The organism is Acinetobacter sp. NS-4, assembly GCF_037402435.1.
In the GTDB taxonomy this organism is placed as follows: Bacteria; Pseudomonadota; Gammaproteobacteria; order Pseudomonadales; family Moraxellaceae; genus Acinetobacter.
Genome location: NZ_JBBEUE010000005.1, coordinates 82,233 through 95,200 on the forward strand (window position 1 = coordinate 82,233; position 12,968 = coordinate 95,200).

General features: G+C 41.6%; 11 protein-coding genes. 9 read left to right on the plus strand and 2 right to left on the minus strand.

Features of this window, described 5'->3' with window-relative positions:
* Nucleotides 1–28: 28 nt before the first annotated feature.
* Together glnG and glnL are read right to left on the minus strand one after the other, a co-directional pair.
* On the minus strand, nucleotides 29–1,510 hold the full coding sequence (glnG, locus tag WAE57_RS05665; RefSeq protein ID WP_086174317.1) for a nitrogen regulation protein NR(I): 1,482 nt from the start codon (nucleotides 1,508–1,510) through the stop codon (nucleotides 29–31).
* Nucleotides 1,497–2,606: a nitrogen regulation protein NR(II) gene (glnL, locus tag WAE57_RS05670; protein WP_086174316.1), complete on the minus strand. Its 1,110-nt coding sequence runs from the start codon at nucleotides 2,604–2,606 to the stop codon at nucleotides 1,497–1,499. Before glnL ends, glnG begins: the two co-directional genes overlap by 14 nt.
* Before the next feature lie 360 nt (nucleotides 2,607–2,966).
* Here glnL and rimO point away from each other — a divergent pair, with 360 nt between their 5' ends.
* The 9 genes from rimO (at nucleotide 2,967) to WAE57_RS05715 (ending at nucleotide 12,965) form a co-directional block, all read left to right on the plus strand.
* Nucleotides 2,967–4,310, plus strand: coding sequence for a 30S ribosomal protein S12 methylthiotransferase RimO (rimO, locus tag WAE57_RS05675; RefSeq protein WP_086197899.1), 1,344 nt, complete (start codon nucleotides 2,967–2,969; stop codon nucleotides 4,308–4,310).
* A gap of 58 nt (nucleotides 4,311–4,368) precedes the next feature.
* Nucleotides 4,369–5,097 (plus strand): UMP kinase, encoded by a 729-nt coding sequence (pyrH, locus tag WAE57_RS05680; protein WP_337709029.1) that lies wholly within the window; start codon nucleotides 4,369–4,371, stop codon nucleotides 5,095–5,097.
* Between the two features lie 78 nt (nucleotides 5,098–5,175).
* Entirely contained in the window at nucleotides 5,176–5,730 is a 555-nt protein-coding gene (frr, locus tag WAE57_RS05685) for a ribosome recycling factor (protein ID WP_337709031.1), read from the plus strand.
* Between the two features lie 6 nt (nucleotides 5,731–5,736).
* Nucleotides 5,737–6,489, plus strand: a complete 753-nt coding sequence (uppS, locus tag WAE57_RS05690) for a polyprenyl diphosphate synthase (protein WP_237786480.1) — start codon at nucleotides 5,737–5,739, stop codon at nucleotides 6,487–6,489.
* A 3-nt stretch (nucleotides 6,490–6,492) separates the two neighbouring features.
* Entirely contained in the window at nucleotides 6,493–7,317 is an 825-nt protein-coding gene (locus WAE57_RS05695) for a phosphatidate cytidylyltransferase (protein WP_086174311.1), read from the plus strand.
* Nucleotides 7,318–8,514, plus strand: coding sequence for a 1-deoxy-D-xylulose-5-phosphate reductoisomerase (gene ispC, locus WAE57_RS05700; RefSeq protein ID WP_337709035.1), 1,197 nt, complete (start codon nucleotides 7,318–7,320; stop codon nucleotides 8,512–8,514).
* 3 nt (nucleotides 8,515–8,517) lie between these two features.
* Nucleotides 8,518–9,873, plus strand: coding sequence for an RIP metalloprotease RseP (gene rseP, locus WAE57_RS05705; RefSeq protein WP_337709037.1), 1,356 nt, complete (start codon nucleotides 8,518–8,520; stop codon nucleotides 9,871–9,873).
* Nucleotides 9,874–9,914: 41 nt separating this feature from the next.
* Entirely contained in the window at nucleotides 9,915–12,431 is a 2,517-nt protein-coding gene (gene bamA / locus WAE57_RS05710) for an outer membrane protein assembly factor BamA (protein ID WP_337709039.1), read from the plus strand.
* A gap of 36 nt (nucleotides 12,432–12,467) precedes the next feature.
* Nucleotides 12,468–12,965 (plus strand): OmpH family outer membrane protein, encoded by a 498-nt coding sequence (locus WAE57_RS05715; protein WP_237786476.1) that lies wholly within the window; start codon nucleotides 12,468–12,470, stop codon nucleotides 12,963–12,965.
* Nucleotides 12,966–12,968: the final 3 nt, after the last annotated feature.

The window sequence follows — 12,968 nt, forward strand, 5'->3', positions numbered from 1 at the left end:
TTTTGTTTTTTAAATGGGTAGAAAAAGTTTAGCTTTCTATCACTTCTTCTTCAACGTCATCATCTGCCGTGTCCATCCCCAGTTCTTTGAGCTTGCGAGTCAGCGTGTTGCGACCCCAGCCCAGCAATTCCGCAGCATGGCGTTTACGACCACGAGTTTGCTGTAAAGCCGCGGTAATTAAAGTGCGTTCAAACATTGGAGTGGCAATGTCCAAAATCTTCATCTCACCGTTTTTCAGTTTCTGAATGGCCCATTGACCCAATAACTCATCCCAATGATGCAGTGAAATACGGTCAAAGGTATTGTGCGGCTGCGCATCTTCACCTGAGCGCTGAATTGGAATCTGTTTTAATTCTGAAGGAAGATCTTCAGGATATACTTCACGACCGGTAATCATCACTGTAAGCCAGCGACAGGTATTTTCTAACTGACGCACATTGCCTTGCCAAGGCAGTTGTTGCATATATTCTTGGGTTTCAGGACGCAAGATCTTAGGATTTACGCCGAGTTCTTTACCCGCGCGAGCCAGGAAGTGCTGTGCCAGCATAGGAATGTCTTCACTACGATGAGCCAGTTTTGGAATATGAATACGGATCACATTCAGACGGTGATACAAGTCTTCACGGAAGCGTCCGTCATGCACCAGTTTTTCCAGGTCTTGGTGCGTTGCGGCTACAATACGCACATCGACCTTAACCGGAATATGTCCACCGACACGATAGAACTCGCCATCTGCCAAGACACGCAGTAAACGTGTTTGGGTTTCAAATGGCATATCCCCGATTTCATCTAGAAATAGCGTACCGCCATTGGCTTGTTCAAAACGGCCTTGGCGCTGTGAATTGGCACCTGTGAATGCACCTTTCTCATGACCGAAAAGTTCAGTTTCAATCAGGTCCTTCGGAATGGCTGCCATATTCAAGGCAATAAAAGGTTTGCTGCTACGCGGTGAATGGCGGTGTAGCGCATGAGCAACCAGCTCTTTACCTGTTCCAGATTCACCATTAATCAGCACAGTAATATGCGATTGTGACAAACGGCCAATGGCACGAAACACTTCCTGCATGGCAGGTGATTCACCAATGATTTCAGCAGACTGAATTGGAGGAGCAATTTTGGCAGATTCTTGCTGCTGTAATTTGGCAATGTGCAGAATGGCACGGTTGACCAAGGCCAAGGCTTCATCAATATCAAACGGTTTAGGTAAATATTCAAAAGCACCGGTTTGATAACTGGATACAGCAGATTCCAGATCCGAATGCGCAGTCATAATAATGACTGGTAAATCTGGATGACTGGTTTTGACTTTGCTCAAGAAGGTCAGACCATCAATGCCGGGCATACGAATGTCAGTTAAAATTACATCGGGGGTATCTATGCTGAGCTGATCGAGTGCAGATTGTGCTTCTTCAAAACTGGTAACGTCAAAACCTTCTTCTTTAAAAGTTTTTTCCAATACCCAGCGCATGGCACGATCATCATCAATGACCCATATTTTATTTCGCGACATGGTTAGACTCCCAAGGTAAATATAAGCTAAATACTGTTTTTCCTGGAACAGATTGGCATTCAATCATTCCACTATGTTGGTGCATTATGTTTTGCGCAATACTCAAACCGAGACCGGTACCTTTAGCACGTCCTGTGACCAAGGGGTAAAACACCGATTCTAAAATTTCTTCTGGTACACCCGGACCGTTATCTTCAATATCAATTCGTACCGCGGAGCGTTTTAATACACCATTAATAGTGACCAGACGCTGAATCCGGGTTCTTAAAATCAGTTCAGGCTGATGGTCTACAAAAAACTCTTTGTTTTCCATCATGGCTTGCACGGCATTGACGCTGATATTGAGCATGACCTGAATCAGCTGGTCACGATCTGCCATGACTTCAGGCAAGGACAGGTCATAGTCACGGGTAATTTTGATTTTCTTTTTGGTTTGATTGGTAATCAGTGAACGGACACGTTCCAAAGGTTCATGCACATTGACCAGTTCATAACTTGGCAACTGGCGAGAACCCAGCATGGTATCGGCCAAATTACGTAAACGGTCTACTTCACTAATAATAATGTCGGTAAATTCTTCATATTGTGGATCGTTCAGGCTGCGCGCCAGTAACTGGGTGGCACCACGGATGCCGCCTAAGGGGTTTTTGATTTCATGTGCGACACCGCGAATCAGTTGCCGAGCGACCTGGTGTTGCTGAATCAGGTTTTCTTCTTTGGATATTTTCAGCATCCGGTCAATCTGGTTTAACTCGATCAGTAGAAGCGGGTGATAGGGTTTTTCCGAGTTGATTTGTGAAACGGTATAATCCACATGAATATCTTTAAAGTTGACGCTAATGGTAGCTTCACGACGCGTATAATGTTGTCCGGTTTTAAAGGTATTTAATAGGGCTTCTTCAGTATTAAACTCATCATCGGGCATATGCAGCAAATTTAAAACCGGTTGTCCCGCCGCACGCAGTAAACTAATGTCGAATAAAGATTCACAAGAAGAATTTAAATAAAAAATATTAAGGTTACTGTCGACCAATAAAATTGCGGTGGTTAAATTATCCACTAAAAGGCGGTAGTCGATAGCGACGGGTTGATCCATTAGCGAAAGTATCCTGTGTTAAAATAGCGCAATGGCATCTGCACTTCTTGTCATTTCTCCCTGTTATGGGACATTCAACGAGTTAAACGTTGTCGAAATAAAGCAAAATGCACGCCAACTTTGAGCATGGGTATAAATATAAATTCTGCCGCTATAAAAGTGTGCTTTTTTGTTTTTAATGACAGAATTTCAATTCCATAGTAATGGAAATAAAATTATTGGTGAACCAAAATAGTGCATATTAAATATTTGCTAAAAATATAGGCATATTTTGGTGCGTAATGCAAAGAGTCGGGATTTCAGCTGTTTTTATCAGTGGAAAAGACATACAATACGCGCATTACAGTGGAGTGCAGATTCATGAAATCCCCCAAAGTCGGTTTTGTTTCTTTAGGTTGTCCTAAGGCATTGGTAGATTCCGAACGAATTTTAACTCAGTTAAAGACTGAAGGTTATGATGTAGCATCAGATTATGATGGTGCTGATTTAGTTGTTGTTAATACCTGTGGTTTTATTGAATCTGCAGTACAAGAATCTTTAGATGCGATTGGCGAAGCCATGAGCGCAAACGGTCGTGTGATTGTGACCGGCTGTTTGGGTAAAGATGAAGACAAAATTCGCCAAATGCACCCGAATGTCTTAAAAGTGACGGGTGCTGCGGCATATCAAGAAGTGATGGAGGCCGTACACGAGTACGTCCCGGAACCACCAAAGCATAATCCGTTTATTGACCTTGTTCCTGAACAGGGTATCCGTTTAACGCCAAAACACTATGCCTATTTAAAAATATCCGAAGGCTGCAACCACCGTTGTACCTTCTGTATTATTCCAAGCATGCGTGGTGACCTGGTTTCACGTCCGGTTGGTTCGGTTTTAAACGAAGCCCAAGCGCTGAAAAAAGCCGGTGTAAAAGAAGTACTGGTGATTTCTCAAGATACTTCGGCCTACGGTGTGGATACTAAATATAAATTAGACTTTTGGAATGGTCAACCGGTTAAAACCAAATTCTTCGATATGTGCGAAGCTTTGGGTCAACTTGGAATCTGGGTGCGTTTGCACTATGTCTATCCATATCCACATGTAGATGCTGTGATTGACTTGATGGCGCAAGGTAAAATCCTGCCATATCTAGACATTCCTTTTCAGCATGCCAGCCCGCGCATCTTAAAATTGATGAAGCGACCAGCGCACAGTGAAAATACTTTAGAACGCCTAAAACTTTGGCGTGAAAAGTGCCCTGAGCTGGTCATTCGTTCTACATTTGTGGTGGGTTTCCCGGGTGAAACTGAAGAAGATTTCCAAATCCTGCTGGAATGGTTAAAAGAAGCTCAGCTGGATCGCGTGGGTTGCTTTACCTATTCACCTGTTGAAGGTGCGACAGCAAATGACTTGCCGGATCATGTGCCGGAAGAAATCAAGCAAGATCGCTATGAACGTTTTATGCAAGTTCAGCAAGAAATTTCAGCAGCCAAACTGCAAAAACGTATTGGCCAAACCATGACTGTACTGGTTGATGATCTGGAAGAAGAATTCCCGGTTGCTGTGGCTCGTTCGTATGCAGATGCGCCTGAAATTGATGGCAATGTCTTTGTGGAAGATATTGATAAAAGCCAGATTAAAGCCGGCGATTTGCTGGAAGTCGAAATTACTGATGCAGATGAATATGATTTATATGCCAAGTTAATTCAGATTAAATCTGCCTGATTTGTAATTTAAGTATACGAATAAAATTTTAGATATTGGAAGATTTGGAGATTTCCTGATGATGGACTCAAAAAAGCCCCGTTATGAACGTATTTTATTGAAACTTTCTGGTGAAGCACTTGCTGGAAATAAAGACATGGGTATTGATGCACAAGTGCTTGATCAAATGTCTTTAGCGATTGCTCATCTGGTTGGTTTGGGTGTTCAGGTAGGTATTGTGGTTGGTGGTGGTAACTTGTACCGCGGTAGCCAATTGCAAAAAGATGGTTTGGTTGGCCGTGTAACCGGTGATCAGATGGGGATGCTTGCTACTGTGATGAACGGTTTGGCATTACGCGATGCCTTGGTACGTCGTAATATTAAAACCCGTTTAATGTCTGCTTTACCCATTGGTGCAGTGGTTGAATCATATTCAAGTCGTGATGCCATCCGTCATTTGACTCAAGGCGAAGTATGCGTATTTGTTGCCGGTACAGGTAATCCGTTCTTTACGACCGATACAGCAGCTTGCTTGCGTGGTATTGAAATTGAAGCCAATCTGATCTTGAAAGCAACCAAAGTGGATGGCGTTTATAACAAAGATCCAAGCAAATATGATGATGCTGTGAAGTATGAAGCACTTACATTCGATCAAGTACTGGATGAGAAATTGGGTGTGATGGACTTAACCGCGATTTGCCTATGCCGTGATCATAACGTACCACTTCAAGTTTTCGATATGAACAAAGCTGGTTCATTGCTTTCAGTCGTAATGGGTGAAAAAGAAGGGACTCACGTTACGAATTAATGTACGTGAGCCTGAAAGCTCTTTATACTACACGCTATTTAGTTATTACATCTCTTAGAATTAAGTAAGGAAGATCATATGATTAACGATCTTAAAAAAGACAGCGAAGACCGTATGAACAAGACTTTAGAGTCTTTGGAACATGGTTTTGCCAAAGTTCGTACTGGTCGTGCACACCCATCTATTTTAAATGGTGTGATGGTTTCTTACTATGGCTCTGACGTTCCATTGAACCAAGTGGCAAACGTTGGTGTTGAAGATTCACGTACATTGTTGGTTCAGCCTTTTGAACGTTCAATGGTGTCTGCAATTGATAAAGCGATCCGTGAATCAGACTTGGGCTTAAACCCGATTACTGCGGATGCGATTCGTGTGCCCATGGCTGCATTGACTGAAGAAACCCGTCGTGACATGCAAAAAGTTGCACGTACTGAAGCAGAAAATGCCAAAGTTGCCATTCGTAACATCCGTCGTGATGTTTTGGGTGACATTAAAGTTTTATTAAAAGAAAAAGAAATTTCTGAAGATGATGAACGCCGTGCATCTGATGATATCCAGAAAATCACCGATAAATTTGTTGCTGAAGTAGACAAGCGTCTTGCTGCGAAAGAAGCTGAATTGATGAAGGTCTAAGATTGAATGACCGTATCAGAAGACAGTAAGCATCTTCCAAAACATGTTGCCATCATTATGGATGGCAACAATCGTTTTGCAAAAAAAAAGCAAATGCAAAAAGGTGCAGGCCATCGGGAAGGTAAGAATGTCCTCGATCCGATTGTTGAGCACTGTATAGAAAATCAAATTCAAGCCTTAACCGTTTTTGCATTTTCGAGTGAAAACTGGAATCGTCCTCAGTTTGAGGTTGATTTACTCATGAGCTTGTTGGAAGAAACCATTCATGAGCAATTGCCACGTATGGAAAAATTCAATATTGCTTTGCGCTTTATCGGTGACCGTTCACGGTTATCTGTGCAATTGCGCGAGTTAATGTTGCAAGCTGAACAAAGGACTGCTAATTTCGACAGCATGACTTTAACCATTGCTATCAGTTACGGTGGTATGTGGGATATGGCTCAGGCTGCAAAACAGATTGCAGTAGATGTGCTGGCAAAAAAAGTTGCGGTTGAAGACATTGATGTTGAGTTGTTTGGACAGCATGTCTGCATGGCCGATTTACCTGCTGTGGATTTGCTCATCCGTACAGGTGGTGATTATCGCTTGTCGAATTTTTTACTTTGGCAAGCTGCTTATGCTGAACTTTATTTTACCCCCACCTTGTGGCCTGAATTTACTGTTGAAGAATTAGATGATGCATTCGCCGTCTTTGCTGGGCGTGAACGTCGCTTTGGTAAAACTTCAGAGCAAATCCAACAAGAGAAAATTGAGAATTAATAAATGTTAGAGCGGATTATAACCGCATTGGTATTGGTAGCAGTCGTACTGAGTTGTATGTTTGCTACACAGTCTCAGTATCCAATGTTTATGCTGATGATTGTTGCAGCAGGGGTGGCTGGGTATGAGTGGTTTAAGCTTATGCCAAGAAAAAATAAAAATCTGGTTAAGCCTTTAGCATGGGTTTACGGACTTGCCACTGCAGCTTTAGCAACCTTGGCCTTATATTTTAATGATATCGCTCTGCTGCTTTGGGCGGCTTCCATTATTTGCTGGATACTCAGTATCTTTTGGGTTAAATCGTATCCAAGCTATGATGGATGGTACAATTCCAGCCTCAAGGTGATTGGATTTATTTTAGTTTCTGCTGCGGTTACCGCAATTTTCTCTGTATGGCATAGCTCTCCATGGTGGCTCATGTACCTGTTTTTACTGGTATGGGGTGCAGACAGTGGTGCTTACTTTGTTGGGCGTAAACTGGGCAAGAAAAAGCTTGCTCCGGATGTCAGTCCAAACAAATCAGTAGAAGGCTTGTACGGTGGTATTTTTACCGCCATGCTAATTGTCGTAGCAGTAGAAATTCTTTATCTCGATTTAACCCTTGCCCAGCATATTTTATTTTTAATTTTATCTGTAATTACGGTATTTAGTTCGGTTCTGGGTGACTTGTTTGAATCCATGATCAAACGTCGTGCTGGAATTAAAGATTCAGGTCGTATTCTGCCAGGACATGGTGGTGTACTTGACCGTATTGATTCATTGCTTGCTGCTGCTCCAATTTTTGCAGCAGGCATGTATGTTTTAAAACTTATTGGTGTAGATTTATAGATGTCACAATCTGTTTGTATATTAGGTGTAACGGGTTCAATCGGTCAAAGTACCTTAAAAATTCTGCAACAGCATCCTGAAAAGTATTCTGTTTTTGCAGTCACGGCGCATAGCCGAATTTTAGAACTTGTTGAAATATGCAAACAGTATCGACCAAAAGTGGTGGTTGTTCCTTCCAGTCGAGTTAAAGAACTACAACAATATTTTAACGATCAGTCCTTAACTGATATTGAAATTTTGACCGATGAAGCTGGTTTGATTGCTGTTGCCGAGCATGCTGATGTTGATGTGGTGATGGCAGCAATTGTCGGTGCTGCAGGTCTATTGCCGACCTTGGCCGCGGTTAAGGCTGGTAAGCGTGTGCTGCTTGCCAACAAAGAAGCACTGGTAATGTCGGGTGACATCATGATGCAGGCTGCACGTGATTATCAGGCTGAATTGCTACCTGTTGATTCTGAACACAATGCCATTTTTCAATGCTTGCCTGAAGGTTATTTTCACAACGAGAGAAATGGACAACCGAAGCAAGGTGTATCGCGTATATTGCTCACTGCATCTGGCGGGCCATTTTTAAACCATAGCCTGGAACAATTACAAAATGTGACGCCTGCACAGGCCTGTAAACATCCGAACTGGTCTATGGGACAAAAAATTTCAGTTGATTCAGCAACTTTAATGAATAAAGGGCTGGAGTTAATTGAAGCCTGTCATCTGTTTGCAATTTCAGAACAGTTTGTAACAGTGGTGGTACATCCACAGAGTATCATTCATTCTATGGTTCAGTATGTGGATGGTTCGACTTTGGCACAAATGGGTAACCCTGATATGTGTACACCAATTGCGCATGCACTTGCATGGCCAGCACGTATTCAAACTCATGTGCCTGCACTCGACCTGTTTATGAATCAGCAATTGGATTTTCAGGAACCTGATACCACACGTTTTCCGGCATTAAAACTTGCACGACAAGCCATGCAAACGGGTGGTTTGGCCCCCGCGATTTTAAATGCTGCCAATGAAATTGCAGTTGCGGCGTTCTTGAAAAATAACATAGGCTTTACTGAAATTCCTCAGCTGGTAGAACAGACCTTAAATCAGGTCGAAGGTGGTGCTGCAGAATCGATTGAACGTATTTTACAGGTCGATCAAATTGCGCGAACTGTCGCCCAGCAAATTGTCATCAATAAAGGAAGCTAAAACATGAGTGCCTTGTTTATTATTGTGGCAGCAATACTTCTTCTTGGACCGCTTATCGCGATACATGAGTTTGGGCATTATATTGTTGCACGTAAACTGGGTGTTAAGGTTTTAGTTTATTCGATTGGTTTTGGACCCACTTTGCTGAAGTGGACATCTAAAAAGTCTGGCATTCAATATCAGCTTTCCGCATTGCCCTTAGGTGGTTATGTGAAAATGCTGGATGAACGTGAAGGGCATGTTGCACAAGAAGATTTACCCCGAGCATTCAATCGTCAGCCTCCCTGGAAGCGTATTGCAATTGTTGCTGCAGGGCCATTGATCAATCTGGTTTTTGCCGTGTTATTGTTCTGGATTTTATTCATTCCAGCGCAAGAGCAACTCAATACCCGGGTAGGTAAAGTGTTACCCAATACACCTGCTGCTACAGTTCAAATGCAGGTTGGTGACAAAATTACTACAGTTGATGGAACAGCGGTCAATACGTGGGAAAAATTAAATTTTGCCTTGGTGGACCGTGTCGGTGAAACAGGTTTTATTGAAATTCAGGCCGATCGTCACGGCCAACTTGAAACTTTTAACTTACCTATTCAAAGCTTTTTGAAAAATCAGAATCAGTCTGCATTAGATAGTTTAGGCTTTATGCCATACCGTCCACCTATTGCTCCTGTGGCAAGTAAGCTGAGTGAAGATGGCGCGGCTATTCGTCAAGGGATGAAAGAAGGCGATAAAATAGTTGCCATTGATGGCGTGAAAATGAAAGATTGGTTCGATGTGGTTCAAATTGTTCAGGCTTCGCCAGAAAAATTATTAAAAATAGATGTATTACGTCAAAATCAACTGGTACATTTGCAAGTGATGCCGCAAGCTAAACGTGACAACATGGGCAATGTTTCAGGTGTACTTGGTGTACAAAGCATCCCCGGAAAAATAACCATTCCTGAAGAATATAAGCAAACCATTCAATACAGCCCCACTGAAGCATTGGTGATGGCTGTTGATAAAACGGGTCAAATTTCAGGTATGATTTTGAACTCGATCGTCAAAATGGTACGTGGTTTAATTGGCGTGGATAATTTATCTGGACCAATCACCATTGCCAAGGTGGCAGGGCAAAGTGCAGAAATGGGTTGGCAAACCTTTATCTCATTTATGGCGTTAATGAGCGTGAGTTTGGGTATTTTAAATTTATTGCCTATTCCAATGCTTGATGGTGGACATTTGGTTTACTATGTTATTGAGTTAATTCGTGGTAAACCTGTTTCTGAACAAATACAATTGGTTGGTTTAAAAATTGGTATGGTACTGCTCGGCAGCATGATGCTCCTTGCATTATTCAATGACTTCATGCGTTTATAACAACGTAGATATGTAATAAATTAACATCGGAAAAGACTGGCATGCAGCACACACATTTATTTATGCCTTTGGCACTCGTTAGTGCAATGGCAGCAGTACAACAAGTATATGCAGCAGATGAATTCATTGTCCGCGATATCAAAATTGACGGACTTGTTCGTTTAACGCCAGAAAATGTTTATGGGATGCTGCCTGTCAATGCTGGCGACCGTGTCAATGATGCAACTATTGCAAATGCGATTCGTGCTTTGTATGCCACCGGTTTGTTTGATGATATCAAGGCATCTCAACAAGCAGATACGCTTGTTTTTACGGTGATAGAACGCCCAATCATTTCAAAGGTTGAGTTTAAGGGAAATAAACTTATCCCTAAAGAAGCCCTGGAAGAAGGGTTGAAGAAGATGGGTATTGCAGAAGGCGAGGTTTTGAAAAAATCTGCTTTGCAAACCATCGAAACAGAACTTGAACAGCAGTATATGCAGCAAGGTCGTTATGATGCCGATGTTAAGGTAATCACCACTGCCAAACCGAATAACCGTGTAGATTTAACCATTGATTTTGTTGAAGGCAAGGCGGCAAAAGTTGTTGATATCAACATCATCGGCAATACCGTTTTTAAAGAAAGCGAAATCAAGCAGGCTTTTGCGGTTAAAGAAAGCGGTTGGAGTTCAATTGTTACCCGTAATGACCGTTATGCGCGTGAAAAAATGGCTGCCAGCCTTGAAGCTTTACGGGCTTTATATTTAAACAAAGGTTATATTAATTTCAATATCACCAACTCAAGTTTGAACTTGAGTGAAGATAAAAAGAATATCTTTGTCGAAGTGGCTGTAGAAGAAGGTGAGCAATTTAAATTTGGTGAAAGCAAATTCTTAGGTGACGCACTGTACAAACCTGAAGAATTAAAGGCTCTGCAAATTTACAAAGATGGTGAGATTTATTCTCAAGAAAAAGTCAACGCAGTCAAACAGCTTTTACTGCGTAAGTATGGTAATGCAGGTTATTACTATGCTGAAGTCAATATTGTTCCGCAAATTAATAAAGAAACCAAACTGGTTGATTTGAATTATTATATTAATCCAGGTCAGCAAGTTACGGTTCGTCGTATCAATTTTACCGGTAATACAAAAACTGCCGATGAAGTATTGCGTCGTGAAATGCGCCAGATGGAAGGTGCATTGGCCAGCAATGAAAAAATTGATTTATCTAAAGTTCGTCTAGAGCGTACCGGTTTCTTTAAAACTGTTGATATTAAACCGGCACGTATTCCAAATGTCCCTGATCAGGTGGATCTGAACGTCAATGTTGAAGAGCAGCATTCAGGTACCAGTACTCTGGCAGTAGGTTTCTCGCAAAGTGGTGGTGTAACTTTCCAGGCAGGTTTAAGCCAAACTAACTTCCTGGGTACAGGTAATAGTGTTTCGATTGATTTATCCCGTTCGGAAACACAAGATTATTATAATTTGAGCGTAACCGATCCGTACTTTACCATTGATGGTGTCCGTCGTGGTTATAACATGTACTACCGTAAAACCAAGCTGGATAATAACTATAACGTCAACAACTACGTGACAGACAGTTTTGGTGGCGGTATTACTTTTGGTTATCCAATTGATGAAAACCAAAGTGTGAGCGCCGGTTTAAATATTGATCAGACTGATGTTACTACTGGTCAGTATGTTTCAACTTATGTGCGTGATTATTTGTTAGCGAATGGTGGTAAAACCAAAAAGACATCTACTTACTGTACGGTAGATACAGTATTAGACCCTGCTACTGGTGCATACAACTGTCCAACTGGCAGTGAATCAGCACCATTTGGTAGTGAGTTTACAGGTGACTTCCTGACTTATAACTTAAACTTGGGCTGGTCTTATAACACCTTAAACCGCCCAGTTTTTCCAACATCTGGTATGTCACATCGCGTGAATGGTGAAATTGCATTACCAGGCAGTGATGTGGAATATCAAAAAGTCACTTATGATGCACAAGCCTTCCAGCCTTTAGGTAAGGGCTTTGTATTACGTGGTTACGGTAAGTTGGGTTATGGTAATGACCTGCCATTTTATAAAAACTTCTATGGCGGTGGTTTTGGCTCGGTTCGTGGTTATGATAATAGTACTTTAGGTCCTAAATACCCTGGAGTTACCTATAATGAGTCAAGAGCAAAAGACTATGATCCGGAAGATGTAGGTGGTAATGCTTTAGTGCAATTTGGTACGGAATTGGCCTTGCCGTTACCATTTAAAGGCGATTGGACTCGCCAGGTTCGACCAGTACTGTTTGCTGAAGGTGCGCAAGTTTTTGATACTCAGTGTAATGTTCCATCGGGTAATTTATATTTATCAGGCAGTAAGCAAGATCCGGGCATCGATGCGAAAAAGTATTGTGAAGACAACTTTGGTTTTGATGCTAATAACATGCGTTATAGCGTAGGTGCTGGCTTTACCTGGATTACCATGATTGGGCCATTATCTCTCAGTTATGCTTATCCGTTAAATGATAAAGCCGGCGATAAAACAAAAAATATCCAGTTTGAAATCGGTCGTACTTTCTAAGTACGGCCCTGAACAGGTTTAATAAAGGATATTTGCATGAAGAAAATATTAATGAGTTTGGCTTTTGCCGGTTTGGCAAGTACATCGATTGTACATGCTGCGGGTTATGGTGTGGTTGATTTAGAAAAAGTGGTAGAAAATAGCACTTATTTAAAACAGCAAAATCTTTCTTTACAACAACAAGTAAAGCCGCAAACTACCAAGCTTGAACAGTTGGCTAAGCAACTGGAAGCTCTGCAGCAACGTGCTCAGCAAACGCCTAATTTATCAGATGCTGAAAAGCAAAAAATGTCTGTGCAATTTCAGACTCAGCTAAAAGAGTTTAATACGCTGCAGCAAAGTGTACAGTCAACCGTTCAGTCTACGATTCAGGTGATGAATAAAACTTTAGGGACTCGAGTCAAGCAAGTGGCAGAACAATTGCGTAAAGAAAATAACTTAGATGTTGTTTTGAATAAAAATTCTGCACTTGCTTATGACCCTAAATATGATTTAACTGATAAAATGATTCAAAAGGTTAACGTTATTAAGTAATCA